General features: G+C 64.4%; 21 protein-coding genes and 2 tRNA genes. 12 read left to right on the top strand and 11 right to left on the bottom strand.

Annotated features, from left to right (window positions below; genetic code table 11):
* The first annotated feature begins 2 nt into the window (after window positions 1-2).
* The 5 genes from O6P39_RS07925 to O6P39_RS07905 are packed head-to-tail and all read left to right on the top strand — an operon-like array spanning window position 3 to window position 4068.
* The gene (locus O6P39_RS07925; RefSeq protein ID WP_275610823.1) at window positions 3-812 is read left to right on the top strand and encodes an alkaline phosphatase family protein; all 810 of its coding nucleotides are present in this window, start codon (window positions 3-5) and stop codon (window positions 810-812) included.
* Window positions 809-1651, top strand: coding sequence for an ABC transporter permease subunit (locus O6P39_RS07920; RefSeq protein WP_275610822.1), 843 nt, complete (start codon window positions 809-811; stop codon window positions 1649-1651). The genes O6P39_RS07925 and O6P39_RS07920 overlap by 4 nt, the downstream gene beginning before the upstream one ends.
* Window positions 1635-2423 carry an ABC transporter permease gene (locus O6P39_RS07915; RefSeq protein ID WP_275610821.1) on the top strand — a complete coding sequence of 263 codons (789 nt, stop codon included), beginning with the start codon at window positions 1635-1637 and terminating at the stop codon, window positions 2421-2423. The genes O6P39_RS07920 and O6P39_RS07915 overlap by 17 nt, the downstream gene beginning before the upstream one ends.
* The gene (locus O6P39_RS07910; protein ID WP_275610820.1) at window positions 2420-3415 is read left to right on the top strand and encodes an ABC transporter ATP-binding protein; all 996 of its coding nucleotides are present in this window, start codon (window positions 2420-2422) and stop codon (window positions 3413-3415) included. The genes O6P39_RS07915 and O6P39_RS07910 overlap by 4 nt, the downstream gene beginning before the upstream one ends.
* Entirely contained in the window at window positions 3415-4068 is a 654-nt protein-coding gene (locus O6P39_RS07905) for an HAD family hydrolase (protein ID WP_275610819.1), read from the top strand. Before O6P39_RS07910 ends, O6P39_RS07905 begins: the two co-directional genes overlap by 1 nt.
* Before the next feature lie 6 nt (window positions 4069-4074).
* Here the strand turns inward: O6P39_RS07905 and O6P39_RS07900 are convergent, their stop codons facing one another.
* Both O6P39_RS07900 and O6P39_RS07895 read right to left on the bottom strand, forming a co-directional pair.
* A complete protein-coding gene (locus O6P39_RS07900) occupies window positions 4075-5238 on the bottom strand; it encodes a site-2 protease family protein (protein WP_275610818.1) in 1164 nt (387 codons plus the stop codon).
* A 28-nt stretch (window positions 5239-5266) separates the two neighbouring features.
* Complete coding sequence (locus tag O6P39_RS07895) at window positions 5267-6229, bottom strand: NAD(P)H-quinone oxidoreductase (protein ID WP_275610817.1); 963 nt, start codon at window positions 6227-6229, stop codon at window positions 5267-5269.
* A gap of 138 nt (window positions 6230-6367) precedes the next feature.
* Between O6P39_RS07895 and O6P39_RS07890 the strand changes: the two genes are divergently transcribed.
* Entirely contained in the window at window positions 6368-8446 is a 2079-nt protein-coding gene (locus O6P39_RS07890) for a carboxy terminal-processing peptidase (protein WP_275610816.1), read from the top strand.
* An 89-nt stretch (window positions 8447-8535) separates the two neighbouring features.
* Window positions 8536-10284: a GGDEF domain-containing protein gene (locus O6P39_RS07885; RefSeq protein ID WP_275610815.1), complete on the top strand. Its 1749-nt coding sequence runs from the start codon at window positions 8536-8538 to the stop codon at window positions 10282-10284.
* A gap of 2 nt (window positions 10285-10286) precedes the next feature.
* Here the strand turns inward: O6P39_RS07885 and O6P39_RS07880 are convergent, their stop codons facing one another.
* The 3 genes from O6P39_RS07880 to O6P39_RS07870 form a co-directional block, all read right to left on the bottom strand.
* On the bottom strand, window positions 10287-10703 hold the full coding sequence (locus tag O6P39_RS07880) for a sel1 repeat family protein (protein WP_275611911.1): 417 nt from the start codon (window positions 10701-10703) through the stop codon (window positions 10287-10289).
* Window positions 10704-10773: 70 nt separating this feature from the next.
* Window positions 10774-11139: a hypothetical protein gene (locus tag O6P39_RS07875; RefSeq protein ID WP_275610814.1), complete on the bottom strand. Its 366-nt coding sequence runs from the start codon at window positions 11137-11139 to the stop codon at window positions 10774-10776.
* A complete protein-coding gene (locus O6P39_RS07870) occupies window positions 11136-11453 on the bottom strand; it encodes a helix-turn-helix transcriptional regulator (protein WP_275610813.1) in 318 nt (105 codons plus the stop codon). The genes O6P39_RS07875 and O6P39_RS07870 overlap by 4 nt, the downstream gene beginning before the upstream one ends.
* A gap of 99 nt (window positions 11454-11552) precedes the next feature.
* Here O6P39_RS07870 and O6P39_RS07865 point away from each other — a divergent pair, with 99 nt between their 5' ends.
* Complete coding sequence (locus tag O6P39_RS07865) at window positions 11553-12299, top strand: transporter substrate-binding domain-containing protein (protein WP_275610812.1); 747 nt, start codon at window positions 11553-11555, stop codon at window positions 12297-12299.
* Here the strand turns inward: O6P39_RS07865 and O6P39_RS07860 are convergent.
* The 4 genes from O6P39_RS07860 to O6P39_RS07845 form a co-directional block, all read right to left on the bottom strand.
* A complete protein-coding gene (locus O6P39_RS07860; protein WP_275610811.1) occupies window positions 12287-12706 on the bottom strand; it encodes a DUF1232 domain-containing protein in 420 nt (139 codons plus the stop codon). The two genes, O6P39_RS07865 and O6P39_RS07860, sit on opposite strands and share 13 nt — an antisense overlap.
* Before the next feature lie 370 nt (window positions 12707-13076).
* The gene (locus O6P39_RS07855) at window positions 13077-13823 is read right to left on the bottom strand and encodes an FKBP-type peptidyl-prolyl cis-trans isomerase (protein WP_275610810.1); all 747 of its coding nucleotides are present in this window, start codon (window positions 13821-13823) and stop codon (window positions 13077-13079) included.
* Window positions 13824-14066: 243 nt separating this feature from the next.
* Window positions 14067-14143, bottom strand: a tRNA-Asp gene (locus tag O6P39_RS07850).
* A gap of 15 nt (window positions 14144-14158) precedes the next feature.
* A tRNA-Val gene (locus O6P39_RS07845) sits at window positions 14159-14234 on the bottom strand.
* Window positions 14235-14412: 178 nt separating this feature from the next.
* Between O6P39_RS07845 and rdgC the strand changes: the two genes are divergently transcribed.
* From rdgC to O6P39_RS07825, 4 genes are all read left to right on the top strand, one after another.
* Window positions 14413-15333: a recombination-associated protein RdgC gene (rdgC, locus tag O6P39_RS07840; protein WP_275610809.1), complete on the top strand. Its 921-nt coding sequence runs from the start codon at window positions 14413-14415 to the stop codon at window positions 15331-15333.
* 52 nt (window positions 15334-15385) lie between these two features.
* A complete protein-coding gene (locus O6P39_RS07835) occupies window positions 15386-16339 on the top strand; it encodes a bile acid:sodium symporter family protein (protein WP_275610808.1) in 954 nt (317 codons plus the stop codon).
* Window positions 16340-16476: 137 nt separating this feature from the next.
* The gene (sugE, locus tag O6P39_RS07830; protein WP_275610807.1) at window positions 16477-16791 is read left to right on the top strand and encodes a quaternary ammonium compound efflux SMR transporter SugE; all 315 of its coding nucleotides are present in this window, start codon (window positions 16477-16479) and stop codon (window positions 16789-16791) included.
* A 204-nt stretch (window positions 16792-16995) separates the two neighbouring features.
* Window positions 16996-17205: a cold-shock protein gene (locus O6P39_RS07825; protein WP_024763416.1), complete on the top strand. Its 210-nt coding sequence runs from the start codon at window positions 16996-16998 to the stop codon at window positions 17203-17205.
* Between the two features lie 63 nt (window positions 17206-17268).
* Here O6P39_RS07825 and O6P39_RS07820 read toward each other — a convergent pair whose 3' ends face one another.
* Window positions 17269-19143, bottom strand: a complete 1875-nt coding sequence (locus O6P39_RS07820; protein ID WP_275610806.1) for an MFS transporter — start codon at window positions 19141-19143, stop codon at window positions 17269-17271.
* Between the two features lie 181 nt (window positions 19144-19324).
* The gene (locus tag O6P39_RS07815; protein WP_275610805.1) at window positions 19325-21490 is read right to left on the bottom strand and encodes a TonB-dependent receptor family protein; all 2166 of its coding nucleotides are present in this window, start codon (window positions 21488-21490) and stop codon (window positions 19325-19327) included.
* Window positions 21491-21625: the final 135 nt, after the last annotated feature.

Raw genomic sequence — 21625 nt, 5'->3', positions numbered from 1 at the left:
CCATGCGCCACGACGTCATCCTGGTCGTTCTCGACGGCCTCAACTACAGCGTCGCCCACGACTGCATGGGCCACCTGCAGGCCCTGTGCAACGCCGGCCGCGGCCAGCTCTACCGGCTGGAATGCGAGCTGCCCTCGCTGTCCCGACCGCTCTACGAATGCATCCTCACCGGAGTGCCGCCCATCGACAGCGGCATCCTGCACAACGACGTATCGCGCCTGTCGAACCAGCGCAGCCTGTTCCACTACGCCCGCGCCGCCGGCCTGTCCACTGCCGCAGCGGCGTACCACTGGGTGAGCGAGCTGTACAACCGCACCCCCTTCGACCCGGCCCGCGACCGCCACACCGACGACGAATCCCTGCCGATCCAGTACGGCCACTTCTACTGGACCGACCACTACCCCGACTCGCACCTGTTCACCGACGCCGAGTCGCTGCGCCGCCGCCACACGCCGAACTGCCTGCTGGTGCACCCGATGAACATCGACGACGCCGGGCACAAGCACGGCCTGGGCACACCGCAGTACCGCAACAGCGCGCGACACGTCGACATCATCCTCTCCGAGTACCTGCACCAGTGGCTGGCCGCCGGCTACCAGGTGATGGTCACCGCCGACCACGGCATGAACGACGACCGCAGCCACGGCGGCATCCTGCCGGAGGAGCGCGAAGTGCCGCTGTTCGTCTTCGGCGACGCCTTCAGCCTCGATGACCAGGCGCGCCCACGCCAGGTCGAGCTGTGCGGCACACTGTGCGAAATCCTTGGTGCAGCCCACGACAAACCCGTCTGCCGGGAGCTGCTCAAGGCATGAGATCGAATCGCGGAAAACTCATCGCCCTGCTCTGCCTGCTGCCCTTCGCGGTGTTCTTCATCGCCTTCCAGGTAGCCCCGCTGCTCTGGGTTGCGGTGAACAGCCTGCGCACCAGCGATACCTGGGGCCTGGGCAACTTCACCGAAATCCTCGGCTCGCCCTTCTACCGCCAGGCGATCCGCTACAGCCTGGAAATATCGATCTGGTCGAGCCTGATCGGCCTGCTCATCGCCGTGCTCGGCAGCTATTCGCTGCGCCAGGTGGACAGCAAGCTGCGCGACTTCGTGATGGCCTTCGCCAACATGACCAGCAACTTCGCCGGGGTGCCGCTGGCCTTCGCCTTCATCATCATCCTCGGCTTCAACGGCGCCATCACCCTGCTGCTCAAGCAGTCGGGAATCATCGAGGACTTCAACCTCTACTCGAAGACCGGCCTGATCATCCTCTACACCTACTTCCAGATTCCACTGGGGGTGATGCTGCTCTACCCGGCCTTCGACGCCCTGCGCGAGGACTGGCGCGAATCCGCCGCACTGCTGGGCGCCAGCCACTGGGCGTTCTGGCGGCACATCGGCATCCCGGTGCTGACCCCGGCGCTGCTGGGCACCTTCGTCATCCTCCTGGCCAACGCCCTGGGCGCCTACGCCACGGTGTATTCGCTGACCACCGGCAACTTCAACGTGGTGCCGATCCGTATCGCCGGCCTGGTCTCGGGCGACGTGTTCCTCGATCCGAACATGGCCAGCGCACTGGCGATGTTCCTGGTCGGCCTGATGACCCTGATCACCCTCGCCCATCAGTGGCTGCTGCGCCGGAGCTACCATGTCGCGAAACGCTAACCACATCTACCACCGCGTGGTGGTGTATGCGCTGTTCCTGATCCTGCTGCTGCCGCTGGCCGCCACCCTGCTCTACTCGCTGGCCACCTCCTGGAGCGCCAGCGTACTGCCCGACGGCCTGACCCTGAAGTGGTACTTCACGCTGTGGAGCGACCCGCGCTTCCTCACCGCCTTCGGCCAGTCGCTGCTGGTGTGCTTCGGCTCGCTGGTGCTCAGCGTGGTGCTGGTGCTGCCGCTGATGTTCGTCGTGCACTACTACTTCCCGCGCCTGGACGCACTGATGAACGTGCTGATCCTGCTGCCCTTCGCGGTACCGCCGGTGGTGTCGTCGGTCGGCCTGCTGCAACTCTATGCCGCAGGCCCGCTGCCGTTGATCGGTACGCCCTGGGTGCTGATCGGCTGCTACTTCACCATCGCCCTGCCCTTCATGTACCGGGCGATCAGCAACAACCTGCAGGCGATCAACCTGCACGACCTGATGGACGCCGCCCACCTGCTCGGCGCCAGCACCTGGCAGGCCGCCCTGCTGGTGGTGCTGCCGAACCTGCGCAAGGGCCTGATGGTGGCGCTGTTCCTGTCCTTCAGCTTCCTCATCGGCGAGTTCGTCTTCGCCAACCTGCTGGTGGGCACCCGCTACGAAACGCTGCAGGTGTTCCTCAACAACATGCGCAACAGCAGCGGCCACTACACCAGCGCGGTGGTGGTCTCGTATTTCCTCTTCGTCCTGCTGCTCACCTGGGCGGCGAACCGTCTTAACAAGGACAAGGCATGAGCTTCCTCAACGTCGAGACACTGAACAAGAGCTACAGCAGCACCACGGTGTTCCAGGACATCGACTTCGCCGCCGAGCGCGGCGAGTTCGTCACCCTACTCGGCCCCAGCGGCTGCGGCAAATCCACCCTGCTGCGCTGCATCGCCGGCCTCACTCCGGTGGACAGCGGGCGCATCCTGCTGGACGGCGAGGACATCGTGCCCAAGAGCCCGCAGAAGCGCGGCATCGCCATGGTGTTCCAGAGCTACGCGCTGTTCCCCAACATGACCGTGGAACAGAACGTCGCCTTCGGCCTGCGCATGCAGAAAGTGCCGGCGGCGGAATCCGCCCAGCGGGTGCGCGAGGTACTGGAGATGGTCGAACTCGGCCCGCTGGCCGCGCGCTACCCGCATCAGCTCTCCGGCGGCCAGTGCCAGCGCGTCGCCCTGGCCCGCTCGCTGGTCACCCGCCCGCGCCTGCTGCTGCTCGACGAGCCGCTGTCGGCACTGGACGCCCGTATCCGCAAGCACCTGCGCGAGCAGATCCGACGCATCCAGCAGGAGCTGAAACTGACCACGGTGTTCGTCACCCACGACCAGGAAGAAGCGCTGACGCTGTCCGACCGCATCGTGCTGATGAACGCCGGGCGCATCGTCCAGAGCGGCGACGCCGAAACCCTCTACACCGCGCCGGAAAATGCCTTCGCCGCTGGCTTCATCGGCAACTACAACCTGCTTGACGCCGCCCAGGCGACGAAGCTGCTGGACCGGCCCTTCCGCCAGCAGGTGGCGATCCGCCCCGAGTCCCTGCGCCTGAGCCCCGACGCGGGCGACGGCATCCCGGTTCGGGTACTCTCCCACAGCCTGCTGGGCAACGTGATCCGTTACCGGGTGGACGCCGCCGGCGTCGAACTGACCGTGGACGTCCTCAACCGCAGCGCCGAGCGCCTGTACCCGGCCGGCACCCCGCTCGGCCTGCAAATAGACCTTGAAAGCATTCGGGAGGTGGCCTGATGGCCCTGGTGATTTTCGACCTCGACGACACCCTGATCGACGGCGACTGCGCGAGCCTGTGGAGCCAGCGCATGGCCGATCTCGGTTGGGTCGACGCGGAGTCGTTCCTCAAGCGCGACGCCGAACTCATGGCGCTGTACGCGCAGGGCAAGCTGCCCATGGAGGACTACATGGCCTTCGCCCTGGAGCCGATGGCCGGGCGCAGCGTCGAGGAAATCGAGCGTGAAGTGGAAACCTTCGTCGAGGACGTGATCGAGCCGCTGATCCACAGCGACGCCTGCGCCACCCTCGCCCGCCACCGCGAGGCCGGCGACCGCCCGCTGGTGATCTCGGCCTCCGGCGTGCACCTGGTGCAACCGATCGCCGAGCGCATCGGTATCGACGAGGTGCTGGCGATCGACCTGGAAGTGCTGAACGGCCACTACACCGGCCGCACCGTCGGCGTGCTCACCTACCGCGAGGGCAAGGTCCTGCGCCTGCTCGATTTGCTGGAGGGGGACGACAGCCAGTTGGCCGACGCGCACTTCTACTCCGACTCGCGCAACGACCTGCCGCTGCTCAAGCTGGTCGGCCATCCGCATGTGGTGAACGCCGATCCGGTGCTGCTGGAGCATGCACAGAAGATGGGCTGGGACAGTCTCGCCTGGAGCTGAGCCGACTCAGCCACCCAGGAACCGGAGCATGCCCTGCTGAATGCGCGCCTCCTCTTTCTCCATGGAAAGATCGGGTGACCGCGCGGCATGCTCGAGCCCCCGCGCCAGCTGACGGCGAAGCTCCCCGTCGTCACCGGCCAGCACCGCACGCAGAGCCAGGCAGCGCGCCCAGGTGCTGGTGTATTCCCGTTGCAGCCGGCTCGGCAGCAGTTCGTCGAACAGGCCAACGGCACTCCTGCTGGCCATCGCCCGGGCGAAGGCCAGTTCGGTTTCCATCAACCGCAAGAGATCGTACAACGGACGCAGCATCGCCTCCGGCAGCGCCGAACGCTGCGCCTGGAACATCGCGTCCAGCGCAGCCGCTTCCTCCCAGCGCCCCTGCACCAACAGCCCCCTGAGGCGGATGTACAGGGCCAGCAGTGACATGGGTTGCCCCTGAGCCTCCAGCAATTGCAGATCCGCCGGGTCCGCCTGATCGGCGCACAGCCCCGCACAGGCGGCCCCCATCAGTCGGGCGAAGGCCAGCTTGGGATGAGCGACATCCAGACCACGCCACCAGCGCAACAGCCAGAGCCCATCACTGACCTGCGGCTTGCGCTCCACCGGCAGCAGATTGGCGACGCCGATGCAGGCGTTGCAAGCGGCGAATGCCAGCAGCATTCCGTGGGCGGCGCCGGGAGCCAGCCACGCGCCCAGGGCGCCAGCCAGCACGGCAAGAATCAGATTCGCCAGCGGCCCGCCGGCAACGAAGCCCATATGCTGCCGCCGCCAGGCAGCGCGTGGGTCGGCGAAAGCCATGACGAAGCCCTGCAGGCGCTTTTGCGTGCGCGGCGCAAAGCCCAGTTTCCAGCCTTTGCGCAACAGTCGGACATCCAGGCGTCCGACACGCATGCGCAGGACCGTCATGCCGGCCCAGCGTGCCGCCAGCAAATGGCCCAGTTCATGGACGACGACGGACAGATAAACGATGCAGAGGCCGGCGACTATGCCCGACAGACTCCAGATCGCTCCCCCGGGCAGCCACAACATGGACAGCAGCACCGCCAACGCGCCCGCTGCTGCGCTCAGGCTGAACTGGAGCAGCCAGAGCAGCCCATTGAGCCAGCCCGGCAAGCTCCAGAAGTCACTCGCCGCTTCGCCGTGAACGGCGACCTCCCTTGTCTCCGCCATGCTCGCACTCCCTGCGTCCGGCGCCTGATTACTTCAGGCTCTCGTCGATCAGCACCACCACCTTGCCCTGCACCTGGTTGCTGGCCAGCGCATCGAAGGCCTTCTGTGCCTGGCCGACCGGGTAGGTTCGCTCCAGTTGCGGGCTCAGTTTCGCAGTTTCGAACAATGGCCAGACCTTCTGCCCCAGCTCCGCCATCAGCTGCGCCTTGAAGTCCGCATCGCGCGAACGCAGGGTCGAGCCGATCAACTGGATGCGCTTGCCCAGCAGCAGGGCCAGATCCAGCTCGGCCTTGCGACCACCCATCAGGCCAATGACCACCCATCGGCCATCGCGACCGAGGATTTCCAGGTCCAGGGCGGCGTAGTTGGCCCCCACCGGATCGAGGATCACGTCGAACGGCGCGAAATCCCGAAGCGTTTCGAGACTCTCGCCGCGCAGCGCGCCGCCCTCGGCGCCCAGGCCCTCACAGTAGGCCAGGCGCTCGGCACTGCCGACACTGACCCAGCACGGGTTGCCAAAGGCCTTGCACAATTGGATACCGGCCGAGCCGACGCCGCTGGCGCCGGCATGCAACAACACCTTCTCGCCGGGTTGCAGCGCACCGAGCATGAACAGGTTCAGCCAGGCGGTGGCGTACACCTCGGGCAGGGCTGCGGCGTCAGCCAGGGAAAGGCCTGCCGGCACCGGCAGGGCGTGGCGCTCGTCCACCACCACTTCCTCGGCCATGCCGCCGCCAGCCAGCAGCGCGCAGACCCGGTCGCCCACCTGCCAGGTACTGCCGGCGCCCACCTCGGTGACCACCCCGGAACACTCCAGGCCAATGATGTCGCTGGCCCCCGGCGGCGGCGGGTAGAGCCCGGCCACCTGCAGCAGGTCGGCACGGTTGAGACCGGCGGCAGCGACCTGAATGCGGATCTGCCCCTGTGTGCAGGTCGGAGAGGGACGCTCCCCCCACTCCACCCGCCCTTCGATACCTTGCAATGCTTTCACGCTGCCTCCATAGTGACCTTGCAGGGCCCGATCCGTAAGGTCGGGCCCTTTCTTCGCGCCGAATTCACCAACGATTGAACCCGGCGCCGCCAATTACGGCCTAATATGCGTCATAACTCCGCGATCAGTCGAATCAGCATGAAGCGATTTTTGCCCCGTACCGCCCTGTTGTTCATCCTCGGCGCGACCGCCCTGTCCTCGTTCGCTGCCACCAGCAATCCGAACGTCTGGGATGGCCTGCAGCCGGACCGGGACCAGGTGATCGCCAGCCTCAACATCGTTGAGCTGCTCAAGCGCCATCACTACAACAAGCCGCCGCTGAACGACGATCGCTCGGCGAAGATCTACGACAGCTACCTGAAGATCCTCGACCCGGCGCGCATGTACTTCACTGCCGCCGACATCGACCAGTTCGCCCCCTGGCGCACCCAGTTCGACGACTTCCTGAAAAGCGGCGAGCTGGAGCCCGGCTTCACCATCTACAAGCGTCATCTCGACCGCCTGAAAGAGCGCCTGGACTTCGCCCTGGCGATGCTCGGCAAGGGCGTCGACAAGATCGACTTCACCACCAACGAATCCCTCGAGATCGACCGCGAGAAGTCTCCCTGGGCGAAGAATAGCGCCGAACTGGACGACCTGTGGCGCAAGAAGGTGAAGGACGAAGTCCTGCGCCTGAAGATCGCCGGCAAGGACAACAAGGCCATCCAGGAACAGCTCACCAAGCGCTACAAGAACCAGCTGATGCGTCTGGAACAGACCCGCAGCGAGGACATCTTCCAGGCCTACATCAACGCCTTCGCGCAGACCTACGATCCGCACACCCAGTACCTGTCGCCGGACAGCGCGGAAAACTTCGACATCAACATGAGCCTGTCGCTGGAAGGCATCGGCGCCGTGCTGCAGAGCGACAACGACTACGTGAAGGTCGTGCGCCTGGTGCCGGCAGGCCCGGCCGAGAAGAGCAAGCAGATCGCCACCTCCGACAAGATCGTCGGCGTTGCCCAGGGCAAGGGTGAAATGGTCGACGTGGTCGGCTGGCGCCTGGACGAAGTGGTCAAGCTGATCCGCGGCCCGAAAGGCTCGCAGGTACGCCTGGAAGTGATTCCGGCGAGCAACGCGCCGAACGACCAGACCAGCAAGATCGTCACCATCACCCGCGAAGCGGTGAAGCTGGAAGACCAGGCGGCGAAGAAGTCGGAAATCACCCTCGACCACGAAGGCAAGGCCTATAAGCTGGGCATCATCGACGTGCCGGCCTTCTACCTCGACTTCAAGGCCTACCGCGCGGGCGATCCGGACTACAAGTCCACCACCCGCGACGTGAAGAAGCTGATCGGCGAGCTGCAGAAGGACAACGTCGACGGCATCGTCATCGACCTGCGCAACAACGGCGGCGGCTCCCTGCAGGAAGCCACCGAGCTGACCGGCCTGTTCATCGACCAGGGCCCGACCGTGCTGGTGCGCAACAGCGACGGCCGCGTCGACGTGCTCAACGATGACGAAGGCAAGGCCTTCTACACCGGCCCGATGACCGTGCTGGTCAATCGCCTGTCCGCCTCGGCCTCGGAGATCTTCGCCGGCGCCATGCAGGACTACCACCGCGCACTGATCGTCGGCGGCCAGACCTTCGGCAAGGGCACCGTGCAGACCATCCAGCCGCTGAACCACGGCGAGTTGAAGCTGACCCTGGCCAAGTTCTACCGCGTCTCCGGCCAGAGCACCCAGCACCAGGGCGTGATCCCGGACATCAGCTACCCGTCCATCGTCGACGACAAGGAAATCGGCGAGAGCGCCCTGCCCGACTCCATGCCCTGGGACACCATCAAGCCGGTGCTCAAGGCCCAGGCCGATCCGTTCAAGCCGTTCCTCGACCAGCTGCGCAGCCGGCATGACGCGCGCACCGCGAACAACGCCGACTTCGTCTATGCCCGCGAGCGTCTGGCGCTGGCCCAGGAGCTGATGAAAGAGAAGACCGTCAGCCTCAACGAAGCCAAGCGTCGTGCCCAGCAGACCAGCATCGAGAACCGTCAGCTGGCCATGGAGAACACCCTGCGCAAATCCAAGGGCCAGGAACCGCTCAAGGAACTGAAGAAGGAAGACGAGAACGCCCTGCCGGAGGAAGACAAGACCAAGCCGCAGGACGACGCCTACCTGACCGAGTCCGGACACATCCTGATCGACTACCTGAATCTGGATTCTCAGGTCGCCAAACACTGATCGGATGTAATCAAACAGTCATGACGCTGTCGTGAAATGCACAGGGCCGGGAAACCGGCCCTGTGCATTTTCATCCACCGAGAACCGTCATGACCGTCACCGAGCAGTTGAGCGCGCTGGACCAGATCCTCGCTCACGGCGACCTGCACTGCCTGTTCCAGCCCATCCTGTCGCTCTCCGAACGGCGCCTGGTGGGCTACGAAGCCCTCACCCGCGGGCCCTCCAACGGCCCCCTGCACTCGCCCCTGCCCCTGTTCAGCATCGCCCGCAGCAGCGGCCGCCTGAGCCAGCTCGAACTGCTCTGCCGGCGCCAGGCCTGCGCCCGCTTCCGTGAGCTGAACCTGGACGGCAAGTTGTTTCTCAACGTATCCCCCGAGTCGCTGCTGGAACCCACCCACCAGCCCGGCCGCACCCTGCAATTGCTGCAGACCTTCGGCATCTCGCCCAACGACGTGGTGATTGAGCTCACCGAGCAGACCCCCATCGAGGATTTCAGCCTGCTCGACACCGCGCTGCACCACTACCGGGCGATGGGCTTCTCCATCGCCCTGGACGACCTCGGTGCGGGGTATTCCAGCCTGCGTCTGTGGTCGGAGCTGCGCCCCGACTACGTGAAGATCGACCGCCACTTCATCGAAGGCATCCACCTGGACGCGGTGAAGCGCGAATTCGTCGGCTCCATCCTGAAGATGGCCCACGCCTCGCGCGCCCAGGTCATCGCCGAAGGCATCGAGCTGGCGGAAGAGCTCGCGGTGCTCTCGGAAATGGGTGTCGACCTGGTGCAGGGCTACCTGTTCGGCCGCCCCAGCGAACAGCCGCCGCGCGATGCACGCAACCTGCTGCCGGAGGTGGACTCCACCGGCAGCCTGCTCGCCGACGAGCCCGCCGACCTGCAGCCGCTGCTGCTGGAACAACCGGCGGTACGCGACGACACCCCGACCCATGACGTGCTGGAGGCCTTCCGCGCCCAGGCCAACCTGAACTCTCTGGCAGTACTCGACCCGCACGGCCGGCCGGTGGGCATCGTGCATCGACATGCGCTGTCCGATGCGCTGCTCAAGCCCTTCGCCCCGGAGCTTTACGCGCGCAAGCCGATCAGCCGGCTGATGAGCGGCGACTTCCTCGCCGTCGAGCGCAGCCAATCGTTGCAACAAGTCAGCCGGCTGCTGACCAGCCGTGCCCGGCAGCGCATCGAGGAAGACTTCATCATTACCCTGAACGGCCGCTACCTGGGGCTGGGCCGGGTGATCGACGTGCTTAAGCTGATCACCGAACAGAAGATCCGCCAGGCGCGCCACGCCAACCCGCTGACCCTGCTGCCCGGCAACGTGCCGATCCAGCAGTGCCTGGGCCGGCTGCTGCAACAGGGCCGGGAAGCCGTGGTGTGCTACGTGGACATCGACAGCTTCAAGCCCTTCAACGACCTCTACGGCTATGCGCGCGGCGACGAAGTGCTGCTGTGCCTGGCCCAATGCCTGGGTGAGCGGGTGGACCCGGCACAGGACTTCGTCGGCCATATCGGCGGCGACGATTTCATGCTTGTCCTGGGTACGCGGGACTGGCGCGAACGCCTCAATCACTTGCTGGAAGATTTCCAGGGACAATGCCGGCGCTTCTACAGCCGCGAGCACCTCGAAGCGGGCTGCTTCGTCTCGCACAATCGCCAGGGACAGCGCGAGGAGTTTCCGCTGCTGTCACTGTCGATCGGTGTCGTGCATCTGACGCCCGGCGCCTGCGCGCGCCTGGATGCCGGACAACTGGCGGGACTGGCCTCGGAGGCCAAGCGGCATGCCAAGGCGGTGCCAGGCTACAGCCTGCACATCCTCAGCGCCGACTGAATTCAGAGCCCCAGCTGATGGGCGCGCGCCTCAAAGCGCGCGGCCTGCGCTTCATCGGGCGGCAGACCCGGGCCACCACTGCGGTACAGTTCCATCAGCTGGCGCGCCGCCAGTGGATGGCCAGCCTCTGCAGCCTGCGCCCAGTAGTGCGCGGCTTCCTGCGCATCGGCGGCGTGCCGCGTATCGCCCTTGAGCGACTGCACGCCAACCTGGTAGGCCGCCTTGGCATCGCCTCCGCTGGCGGCCAGGCGCAGCAAGCGCAACCCTTCCTCGCGAGCGCCCAGACCTTGCCCACGGAACAGCAGCAGGTGGCCGTAGAAACTCTGCGCGGCGGTATCGCCCAGGCTGGCCATGCGCGAATACTGCCCCTGCATCCACTGCCAGGCGCGCGGCTGGCGCACCAGCCAGGGCCAGCCCATCAGACGCCGCGCCACGGCGTAGGTCAGCCGCGCGCGCAAGCGCCAGTACAGCTCACGGGGCGTCGCCACCTCAGAGCTCCTCCGGGTACTCGAACTCGAACACCCGCGCCACTTCCGCCGCATGCCAACCCGCCGCGGCAGGACCATCCGGCGCGCCGGAGAAGCGCCCCAGGCGCTCCACGCATTCGAAGAAGCCGGTACGCGGCAGGCGGCTCGCCCCCTGGCTGATCACCAGCGAACTGCGCAGCGGACGCCCTGCGCGGGCATCCAGGGCCGCGAGATGTTCGAGGGCAGCGGTCAGGGTGGTCATTGCCGGCGTCGGCAACTGCAGGCGCTCGATCAGCGCCCGGTAGGTCAACAGATGGCGCTGGCGGCGTGCGTCTTCCAGCTCACCGAGCAGGCCATCCCAGTGTTTGCGGCTGATCTGTACGCTCAAGACCCGGACTCCCCACTGCCCAGGGCACGGCGCAAACCGTGCTGGATGGCGTCGCTGGCCTCGCGCTCGCCGTTTTCGATAAGAGCGAGGTAGGACGGACTGATGCCCACCGCACGCGCCAGCGTCTCGATGGAAAGCCCGCGCGCCTCGCGCAGGGACTTCCAGTTCGGCGCCTCATCGGATACGGGTGCTGTGGCAGGCTGGACCACCTGAGCGGCGCCGCGGCCGGCGGCGGCCAACAGTGCCTGGTACTCGGCCCAGGGAACAACGGCGTATTCCGCCTCGCCGTCACGCATGATGACTTGCACGTTCATGACAACACTCCTTGCAGGCCGCCATCTTAACAGCCTGACCGGCACCTGTGCCGGCTATACTGCTGCTGCCGTCACCTCCCGCCGAACATGGGGACCGACTTGCAGCGTCTTCTCCTGATCTGCCTCTGCCTGACGAGCGCCCTCTGCGGCGCCGAAGAACTGCGCTGGGGCTATTCGCCAAGCAACGGGATGCCCTACGTGGAAAGTATTGACCACGAATTGGCGCATGGTTTCGTCCGCGACCTGGGCGAAAGAGTCGGACAGCTTCTGAACCTCGAGGTTCGCTTCATCGAAACGCCGGACAAGCGCGTAGAAAGCTCCCTGCAACAGGGCAGCATCCAGTTGCTGTGCATCAACAACCCGCAGTGGATGAACGCCCCCGAGAAACTGCACTGGTCGCCCAGCCTGTTCGAGGAAGAAGACGTTCTGGCACAACGCAGCGATGCGCCGCCCCTGAACGACCTCGACGCCCTTCGCGGCCGCACGGTCGGCACCAGCCTCGGCTACGTCTACCTGCCGGCCCTGATGAAGGCCTTCGCCAGCAACACCGTCCGCCGCAGCGACGTGCGCGACCTCGAAACCCGCCTGCACATGCTCGAACACAAGCGCCTGGACGCCATCGTCGACATGCGCCGGTCGCTGGAATTCCTGTTACAGGAGCATCCCAACCTGAGCATCCAGGTCAATCCCGGCGTCCTGCAACGCTATTCGATCCGCTGCTCGTACGGCCCGACACTGCCCATCCCCGCCGAGCGTCTCGACGCGGCGTTGCAGACGCTGGTAGACGACGGCTCCATCCAGCGCATGCTTACCCAGCAGAACCAGCTGTTGCGTCAGCGGCGCTGAACCGGCGCCGGCAGTTGCTTGAGCGCCTCGCGGGTTTCCATACCCTGACCGTCCCGCCACACCTTGAAGGCATCCAGCTCGGACTGCCAACGGCGCACGACCCAGGCCAGCACCGCCAGGTCATCGAGGAACCCCACACCCAGCAGCCAGTCGGGCACCAGATCCACCGGCGCCAGGAAATACAGCAACGCCGCCACGACGGACACCAGCGCCTGGGAACTGACACCGCGATAATCACCGCGCACCCAGGCCACCAGCAGTTCCTGCAGCAGCTTCAGGTCATTGCGGGCCAACTTCAGACGGCCGCTCTTGCGCGCCACCGCGAACAGCAACGCCGGCACCCGGCCACGAGCCAGGAATCGTCCGGCGAGGTCCAGGTAGCGATCGAATCCCGGAGGTTTTTTCATCACTTCACCCCGATAGGAATACTCAGACGGGAATGCTTCAGGTTATCCACCTTTACTGTGGATAACTCTGTTGAAAGAAAGCTTCAACATCGCCCAAAGGCCCGAACCATGAGGGTTCCAGACAGATAGGCGATTTTTTATCCAGCCTGACAAATGCGTTAAAAATCATGCAGTTGCGGCTATTCGATGGCCACCTGGATGTCAAGCCCCTGACATCAGAGCAACTGCGGCAAATATGTGCATAAGCGTAACAACAGGGGGCAGCCTACCCTCAAACAGACCTTCGGGTCAGCCTCCCGTTCCAGAGCTGGTCCCGCAAAAATGAAAACGCCCCGTGGGTAACGGGGCGTTTTCATTGGTACGAAGGTACTCAGTTTTTCTTCGGAGCTTCCTGGGTCGCTTCCGGAGCCTCTTCAGGCTGATTCTGATCCTTGATAGCCAGCAGTTCCAGGTCGAACACCAGCACGGAGTTCGCCGGGATGGTCGGGCTCGGGCTCTGTGCGCCGTAGGCCAGTTCGCTCGGGATGTAGAGCTTGATCTTCTCGCCCACGTGCATCAGTTGCAGGGCTTCGACCCAACCCGGAATCACGCCGCCAACCGGCAGATCGATCGGGCTGCCACGCTGGATGGAGCTGTCGAACACGGTGCCGTCGACCAGCTTGCCTTCGTAGTGAACGGTAACCACGTCGGTAGCCTTGGGCTGCGGGCCGTCGGCCTTCTTCACGACTTCGTACTGCAGGCCGGACTTGGTGGTCACTACGCCTTCGCGCTTGCCGTTGGTCTCGAGGAACTTCTTGCCGGCTTCCAGCGCTTCGGAGTTCTTCTTGGCCAGTTGCTCTTCAGCGCGCTTCTGCAGGAAGGAGAAGGCTTCGGTCAGCTCTTCGTCGGTCAGCTTCTGCTTCTGCTTGCCAACAGCGTCCTCGATGCCCAGGGCCACGGCCTTGGAGTCGAGATCATTCATGCCTTCCTGGGCCAGACTCTTGCCCATGTTCAGGCCGATGCCGTAGGAGGCTTTCTGCGCGGGGGTCTTCAGTTCCACTTCAGCGGCTTGCTTGTCGCAGCCCGCGAGAACCAGGCCGACCAGCGCGATCGCTGCCGCCAACCGATGTTGTTTCATGCTGAATCCTTGTCTTTGCGCCGTCATGGCAGGGTCTTTGAAGCCGCGAGCTTATCAGGCGCTCGTGGCCAGTGGCTATGGGCAATAGGAACCCCTGCCACGGGAGAAGTTCCCACAGCAAACTTATAGGAAAATTAACAGGATATGTTCGGAAAAAAGGTCGAAGGAATACGAAGCAGCGCGGCTTTTTCGAACGCAAAGAAAAAGCCCTCAGGTATTGCTACCTGAGGGCTTTTCGAAATATGGCGCAGCGGACGGGACTCGAACCCGCGACCCCCGGCGTGACAGGCCGGTATTCTAACCGACTGAACTACCGCTGCGTCGGACCTCGAGTTTGGTGGGTGATGACGGGATCGAACCGCCGACCCTCTGCTTGTAAGGCAGATGCTCTCCCAGCTGAGCTAATCACCCTTCACTCTCGAAGTGGGGCGCATTCTACGGAGGAGATTTGCACCTGGCAAGCCCTCGGATGAAAAAAATTTTCAGATGTTCCAAAGGCTTAGATGAAGTGCGTGAAAGACAAAACGGGGTTGGCCTGGAAAGCGCCTGACGGAATAATGGGTTCTTTGTGTCCAGGAGTTCGCCCCTCATGTGGTTCCGCAACCTGCTCGTATACCGCCTCACTCAGGATCTGCAGATCGACGCCGATGCCCTGGAGAAGGCCCTGGCCAGCAAGCCGGCGCGCCCCTGCGCCAGCCAGGAGCTCACCACCTACGGTTTCTCCGCGCCCTTCGGCAAGGGTCCGGACGCGCCGCTGGTCCACGCCAGCGAGGGCTTCTTCCTGATCAGCGCACGCAAGGAAGAGCGCATCCTGCCTGGCAGCGTCGTGCGTGACGCCCTGAAGGACAAGGTCGACGAAATCGAGACCGCGCAGATGCGCAAGGTCTATAAGAAGGAACGCGACCAGCTCAAGGACGAGATCGTCCAGACCCTGCTGCCGCGCGCCTTCATCCGCCGCTCGGCGACCTTCGCCGCTATCGCCCCGAGCCTCGGCCTGATCCTGGTCGACTCCTCCAGCGCGAAGAAGGCCGAAGACCTGCTGTCCACACTGCGCGAAGCCCTGGGCTCGCTGCCAGTACGCCCGTTGACCGTGAAGGTCGCGCCGACCGCCACCCTCACCGAATGGGTCAAGACCCAGGAAGCCGCCGGCGACTTCTTCGTCCTCGACGAGTGCGAACTGCGCGACACCCACGAAGACGGCGGCGTGGTGCGCTGCAAGCGCCAGGACCTGACCAGCGAGGAAATCCAGCTGCACCTGACCTCCGGCAAGCTGGTCACCCAGCTGTCCCTGGCCTGGTCGGACAAGCTGTCCTTCGTTCTCGACGACAAGGTGGTGATCAAACGCCTGCGCTTCGAAGACCTGCTGCAGGAGAAGGCGGAACAGGACGGCGGCGAAGACGCCCTCGGCCAGCTCGATGCCAGCTTCACCCTGATGATGCTGACCTTTGCCGAATTCCTCCCGGCGCTGATCGAAGCCCTGGGCGGCGAGGCGATTCCGGAAGGCATCTGACCCCGGCGGGCGCCGCGCTTGCGGCGCCCGACACAATAAGAAGGAAAGTCCCATGCGTGCCCTCGCCTCCCTCAGCCGCTTCTGCGGCAACACCTTTCCTCTCTGGGTTCTGCTGTTCGCCGTTCTGGCCTTTTTCCAGCCCGCCTGGTTCAAGGGGCTGACGGTGGCCATCGTGCCTCTGCTAGGGCTGGTGATGTTCGGCATGGGACTGACGCTCAAGGCGGAGGACTTCCGTGAAGTCGGACGCCATCCCGGGCGAGTGATCATCGGCGTCCTGGCGCAGTTCATCATCATGCCGGGTACGGCCTGGCTGCTCTGCAAGCTGCTGGCGCTACCCGACGAAATCGCGGTGGGCGTCATTCTGGTTGGTTGCTGTCCCGGCGGTACCGCCTCCAACGTCATGACCTGGCTGTCCCGCGGCGACGTCGCGCTGTCGGTCGCGATCACCTCGGTCACCACACTGCTTGCACCGCTGGTCACTCCCGCGCTGGTATGGCTGCTCGCCTCCGCCTGGCTGCCGGTCTCGTTCAGCGCCATGTTCCTGTCGATCGTGGAGGTCGTCCTGCTGCCAATCGCGCTGGGCTTCATCGTCCAGCGCATGCTCGGAGAGCGCACCCGTGTGGCGGTGGATGTGCTGCCGCTGGTTTCAGTGATCAGCATCGTGGTGATCATTGCCGCCGTGGTAGCTGCCAGCCAGGCGAAGATCGCCGAGTCCGGACTGCTGATACTCGCAGTGGTGATGCTGCATAACGCGCTCGGACTGATGTTGGGCTACCTGACCGGGCGCCTGACCGCCATGCCGCTGGCCCAGCGCAAGGCGCTGGCCATCGAGGTCGGCATGCAGAACTCGGGCCTGGGAGCGGCGTTGGCCAACGCTCACTTCTCCCCTCTGGCCGCTGTACCCAGCGCGCTGTTCAGCGTCTGGCACAACCTCTCCGGCTCCATCCTGGCGGCGGTGTTCCGCCGCATGACCGACGAGCCATCCGTCCAGGAACAAGCCTCGTAACAGGGCCATGCTTCGACGCCGGGTTGCCCGGCGTCGCGCATTTGTGCAAAATAATGCACATTGTGAGGACGACCTCACCACCTTCCGGTGTTCCAGCGGGGACGGCCCTTCAATCCATCCACCGTCTGGAGTCCCGCATGTCCTGGATCATTCTGTTCGTCGCCGGCCTGTTCGAAGTCGCCTGGGCCGTCGGCCTGAAGTACACCGAAGGTTTCACCCGCCTGGTTCCCTCAGTGCTCACCGCCCTGGCAATGGCCGCCAGCGTAGGCCTGCTGGGCCTGGCCATGAAGAACCTGCCGCTGGGCACCGCCTACGCCATCTGGACCGGCATTGGCGCGCTGGGCACCGTTGCCGTTGGCATCTGGCTGTTCGGCGAATCCATGGCGCCGGTCCGTATGCTCAGCGTTGCGCTGATCCTGTTCGGACTGGTTGGCCTGAAACTCAGCCACTGACGCTGCATCGATTTCGATGCCGGCGGGCTGTCGCTTTCCCGAAAATTTGTCGGTATGCTGCGGCCCACTGTGTTTGCTTGCGTCACTGTGGCTCGTGACCTGATGGGGCCATTCCCCATCACCCGGCTTCGACTGCACCTTGCAACTCAGGACGAGCGCGGGCTTTTCCGCACAACAATATTCAATTGTTCAAGGTGTATTTCCATGTCGAATCGTCAGACCGGCACCGTCAAGTGGTTCAACGACGCCAAGGGCTTCGGCTTCATCACTCCGGAAAGCGGCAACGATGTCTTCGTGCACTTCCGCTCCATCCAGGGCACCGGCTTCAAATCGCTGCAGGAAGGCCAGAAGGTCTCCTTCATCGTTGTTGAAGGCCAGAAGGGCCTGCAGGCTGACGAAGTTCAGGTCATCTGAACCGCGACACGCCCATGAAAAAGCCCCGGCACTGCCGGGGCTTTTTCTTTGCGCGAAGGAAAGTCAGCGGGCCGCGCCACGCAAGGCCGCGACCTGCTCCTGCAACGCCAGGCGCTTGGCGTCTTCCGGCGGCACCGGCTGGCCAGCCACCAGGCACACCCGCGACCAGATGCGGCGGAAGAAACCCTTGCTCGGATCGCGGCTGAAGAAGCTGCCCCACAGACCTTGCAAGGCCATCGGGATCACCGGCACCGGGGTCTCCTCGATGATCCGCTCCACGCCGCTACGGAACTCGTTCATCTCGCCGTCCAGGGTCAGCATGCCCTCAGGGAAGATGCACACCACCTCCCCTTCGCGCAGATACTCGGCGACCTTGGCGAAGGCCTTCTCGTAGGTCTCGGCGTCCTCGTTACGCCCGGCGATCGGCACTGCGCCGGCGGTGCGGAAGATGAAGTTGAGCACCGGGATGCGGAAGATCTTGTAGTACATGACGAAGCGCACCGGACGGCGCACGGAGCCGGCGATCAGCAGCGCATCGACGAAGGACACATGGTTGCATACCAGCACTACCGGGCCTTCATCGGGGATGGCTTCGAGGTTGCGGTGGTCGACCCGGTACATCGAGTGAGTCAGCAGCCACACCAGGAAGCGCATGGTGAACTCGGGAACGATCTTGAAGATGTACACGTTCACCGCGACGTTCATCAGCGACAGCACGAGGAACAGCTGGGGGATCGACAGCTTCGCCACCGACAGCAGCAGGATCGAGACGATCGCTGCGACCACCATGAACAACGCGTTGAGGATGTTGTTCGCCGCGATCACCCGCGCTCGCTTGTCTTCCTCGGTCCGCGCCTGGATCAGCGCGTACAGCGGCACGATGTAGAAGCCACCGAAGATGCCGATGCCGAGGATGTCGGCCAGCACCGCCCAGGATTGCGAATGCTCCAGCACCGCCAGCCAGTGGTAGGGCTGTTCCCCCTTGGGGAAATCTCCGGAATGCCACCACAGCAGGATGCCGAACAGGCTCAGGCCGATGGAGCCGAAGGGCACCAGGCCGATTTCCACCTTCTTGCCCGAAAGCTTTTCGCAGAGCATCGAACCCAGCGCGATGCCCACCGAGAACACGGTGAGGATCAGCGTCACCACGCTCTCGTCGCCGTGCAGCAGTTCCTTGGCGTAGGTCGGGATCTGGGTGAGGTAGACCGCGCCAAGGAACCAGAACCAGGAGTTGCCCACCAGCGAGCGCGACACCGCCGGACGCTGGCGCAGGCCGAGCATGAGGATGCTCCAGGACTGGCGGAAGATGTTCCAGTCGATCACCAGCTCCGGCAGCGCAGCCGCCGCGCGGGGAATGTTGCGGCTGGCGAGGTAGCCGCAGGCGGCCACCAGCACCACGGCGATGCCGACGCCGGCGGCATAGTCCTGGCGCGACATCAGCATGCCGGCGCCGATGGTGCCGGCGAGGATGGCGAGGAAGGTGCCCATCTCCACCAGGGCGTTGCCGCCCACCAGCTCGTTCTCCTGCAAGTGCTGCGGCAGGATCGAATACTTCACCGGACCGAACAGCGCCGAGTGGGTGCCCATGGCGAACAGCGCGAGGAACAGCAGCGGCAGGCTGCCCAGCACGAAGCCGGCGGCCCCCACCAGCATGATCCCCACCTCGGCCAGCTTCAGCGCGCGCATCAGCGCGTCCTTGTTGAACTTCTCGCCGAACTGTCCGCCCAGGGCGGAGAACAGGAAGAACGGCAGGATGAACAGCAGCGCGCAGAGGTTGACCAGCAGGTTGCGGTCGCCAGCGACGGTGAGGTGGTAGAGGATCGCCAGGATCAGCGATTGCTTGAAGATGTTGTCGTTGAACGCCCCCAGCAACTGGGTGACGAAGAATGGCAGGAAACGCTTCTTGCCCAGCAGGGCGAATTGCGATTGTTCAGTCATCGTCCTTGTTTACCTGCGTGATGGCCGCGTGGCCGGAATGACAGCACGGATATGACGGCAATGACCTGAAGAAAAGCCACATTTTCCGCACAATTCCACTGCCGCAGGTTACCCATGAAATTCCTGCGGGCAAGAAAAAGCCCGTCACGGGGACGGGCTTTTCGGTCAGGCGAGGAGCGGGTCAGAAACCAACGCTGCCCTGCACGAAGAAGGTGCGCGGCTCGCCCAGGTAGATACCGGCGTTGTTGTCGCTGGAGCGGGTGTAGTTCATCTGGTCGAAGATGTTCTTCACTCCGGCGGCGACCTTCAGGTTCGACGCCTGCGGGCCGAAGTCGTAGCCCACGCGGGCATTCCACAGCACGTAGCCGGGGATGTCGCCGTACTGGCCGTCGGCGGTCGGCTCGGTGATGTAGTCGCCGGTGAAGTTGCCCTTGGAGTCGGTGGTCGGACCGGGCGAACGCTGCTTGGACTGGGCGAAGCCGTCCAGGTTGTAGGTCCAGCGGTCATGCTCGTAGCGCAGGCCGACGGTGGCCACCTGGCGCGAGTACAACGGCAGGTCACGGCCCTCGAAGCTGGGGATATCGCCCTCGTAGGTAGCGCGGGTGTAGGTGAAGGTACCGTAGGCGGTCAGGCCCGACAGCACCGGGTCGAGCGCGGCCATGTCGTAGTGCATCGAGGTCTCGATGCCCTGGTGCTTGGTGGCGCCCAGGTTGGTCCAGCCCACGTCGTTGCTGATGAACTGCAGTTCATCGTCGAAGTCGATGTAGAACAGCGTCACCTCGCCGCCCCACGCGCCGTTGTCGTAGCGGGTTCCCACTTCGTAGGTCTTGGCCTTTTCCGGCTGCAGGCCGTTGGCGGTGTCGTTGCCGCTGCCGCCCTGGCCGAGCTGGAAGTACTGCAGGCTGCCAAAGGAGGTTTCGTAGTTGGCGAACAGCTTCCACTCGTCCGACAGGTGATACATCACTGCCAGCGCTGGCAGCGGCTCGTTGTAGTCCTTGCTGCGCTTCTTCTCCTGGACCGGCTTGCCCTTGTTGTCGATGACCGGGCGATCGTGCCAATCGGTGGAGATGCTTTCGAAGCGGATGCCCGGAGTCACCGTCCAGTTGCCCACGTCGATCTTATCGTCGAGGTAGATGGCGTTGGCCTCGGTGCCGCCGGTGCGGTCCTGGTAAGTGTGGCCATCAGCCCCCGGCTTCACCGTCGGCACGTTGTTCACCAGGGCGACCTGACTGGCGCGCTCGTGCATGGCTTCCTTGAGGTAGCGATAGCCGATGCTGGCTTCCTGGGTGGTCGGGCCGACCATGAAGATCTTCGACACCCGCGGCTCGATGCCGAAGGTGTGGTAGTCGCGCGGATAGGACACCAGGGTCTTGAGGTCACGGCTGGCGATGTTGCTGCCACGGAAGCTGTCGCTGTAGTAGGTCAGCACTTCCACTTGAGTGAGATCGTCGATCTGCCGCTTGTACTTGAGCGAGAAGTCCTTGCGCCGGCCGGTGAAGTTGTCCCAGTCGCGCACGGACTGGTACGGATCATCGTCGAACTGCGCCTGGGTCAGGCCGCCGGGCATGTCGGCGGTGCCGTCGTAGTAGTGGAAGTTGGCGGAGAACTCGTCGACCTCGGTCGGCGCCCAGTGGGTCTTGAGCATCACGTCGTCAATGTCGGTGGAGTCGTTGCTGTCGCGGTAGCCCGCGCCCTTCACACCGGAATACAGCAGCGCGGCGCCGATACCGTTGTCGGCGGTGCCACCCAGGAAGGCGTTGTAGAGGTTCTTCCAGCCACCGTGGGACGCGGTTTCGCTGGTGGTGCCAACGTCGCCGGAGAATTCCTTGGGAATCGCCCGGGTGACGAAGTTGATCACCCCGCCGACGTTCTGCGGGCCATAGCGCACGGAACCGGCGCCACGCACCACATCGACACTGTCGAGGTTGCCCACCGACAGCGGGAACATCGACAGCTGCGGCTGGCCGTAGGGCGCCACGGCGGCCGGCACGCCATCGATGAGCACGGTAGAGCGCGGCGAGAGGCGCGAGGTCAGGCCGCGCACGCCGACGTTGAGGGAGACATCGCTGCCGCCGGTGCCGTTGTTGTCCTGCACCTGCACGCCGGGAATGCCGCGTAGCACGTCGCGCACGTTCTGCGCGCCCTCTTCGATCATTTTCTCGCGACGCACCACGGTGCGCGCGCCGGGGTGGTTCTGCACCACCTGCTGATCCGCATCGCCGAGCCAGTCGCCGACCACGGTGACGGCCTCCAGCGACTGGGGCTCATCCTCGGCCTGGACCGGCAGCAGCGGCGTGGCCAAGGTTACGGCGATCGCCAGGCGCGACCATGAACGAACGGACGACATGCTTCACCCTCCCCCGGGTACTACGTGAAGGAGGCGCAAAGTACGTCAAATCGTAAATTTCGTAAATGAAAATCTATATCAAATGATATATTTTTCCGGATGGATCAGATTCGTCTTTGCACTCCGCGCGGACGC

This window comes from Pseudomonas sp. PSE14, assembly GCF_029203285.1.
GTDB lineage: Bacteria > Pseudomonadota > Gammaproteobacteria > Pseudomonadales > Pseudomonadaceae > Pseudomonas.
This window is presented reverse-complemented; position numbering and strand designations above follow the sequence as displayed.

Excerpts from the sequence above, each read along its gene's own strand:
- O6P39_RS07925 (WP_275610823.1), top strand. The coding sequence starts at position 3 with ATGCGCCACGACGTCATCCTGGTCGTTCTCGACGGCCTCAACTACAGC.
- O6P39_RS07920 (WP_275610822.1), top strand. The coding sequence starts at position 809 with ATGAGATCGAATCGCGGAAAACTCATCGCCCTGCTCTGCCTGCTGCCC.
- O6P39_RS07915 (WP_275610821.1), top strand. The coding sequence starts at position 1,635 with ATGTCGCGAAACGCTAACCACATCTACCACCGCGTGGTGGTGTATGCG.
- O6P39_RS07910 (WP_275610820.1), top strand. The coding sequence starts at position 2,420 with ATGAGCTTCCTCAACGTCGAGACACTGAACAAGAGCTACAGCAGCACC.
- O6P39_RS07905 (WP_275610819.1), top strand. The coding sequence starts at position 3,415 with ATGGCCCTGGTGATTTTCGACCTCGACGACACCCTGATCGACGGCGAC.
- O6P39_RS07900 (WP_275610818.1), bottom strand. The coding sequence starts at position 5,238 with ATGGCGGAGACAAGGGAGGTCGCCGTTCACGGCGAAGCGGCGAGTGAC.
- O6P39_RS07890 (WP_275610816.1), top strand. The coding sequence starts at position 6,368 with ATGAAGCGATTTTTGCCCCGTACCGCCCTGTTGTTCATCCTCGGCGCG.
- O6P39_RS07885 (WP_275610815.1), top strand. The coding sequence starts at position 8,536 with ATGACCGTCACCGAGCAGTTGAGCGCGCTGGACCAGATCCTCGCTCAC.
- O6P39_RS07880 (WP_275611911.1), bottom strand. The coding sequence starts at position 10,703 with ATGGGCTGGCCCTGGCTGGTGCGCCAGCCGCGCGCCTGGCAGTGGATG.
- O6P39_RS07870 (WP_275610813.1), bottom strand. The coding sequence starts at position 11,453 with ATGAACGTGCAAGTCATCATGCGTGACGGCGAGGCGGAATACGCCGTT.
- O6P39_RS07860 (WP_275610811.1), bottom strand. The coding sequence starts at position 12,706 with ATGAAAAAACCTCCGGGATTCGATCGCTACCTGGACCTCGCCGGACGA.
- O6P39_RS07855 (WP_275610810.1), bottom strand. The coding sequence starts at position 13,823 with ATGAAACAACATCGGTTGGCGGCAGCGATCGCGCTGGTCGGCCTGGTT.
- rdgC (WP_275610809.1), top strand. The coding sequence starts at position 14,413 with ATGTGGTTCCGCAACCTGCTCGTATACCGCCTCACTCAGGATCTGCAG.
- O6P39_RS07835 (WP_275610808.1), top strand. The coding sequence starts at position 15,386 with ATGCGTGCCCTCGCCTCCCTCAGCCGCTTCTGCGGCAACACCTTTCCT.
- sugE (WP_275610807.1), top strand. The coding sequence starts at position 16,477 with ATGTCCTGGATCATTCTGTTCGTCGCCGGCCTGTTCGAAGTCGCCTGG.
- O6P39_RS07825 (WP_024763416.1), top strand. The coding sequence starts at position 16,996 with ATGTCGAATCGTCAGACCGGCACCGTCAAGTGGTTCAACGACGCCAAG.
- O6P39_RS07820 (WP_275610806.1), bottom strand. The coding sequence starts at position 19,143 with ATGACTGAACAATCGCAATTCGCCCTGCTGGGCAAGAAGCGTTTCCTG.
- O6P39_RS07815 (WP_275610805.1), bottom strand. The coding sequence starts at position 21,490 with ATGTCGTCCGTTCGTTCATGGTCGCGCCTGGCGATCGCCGTAACCTTG.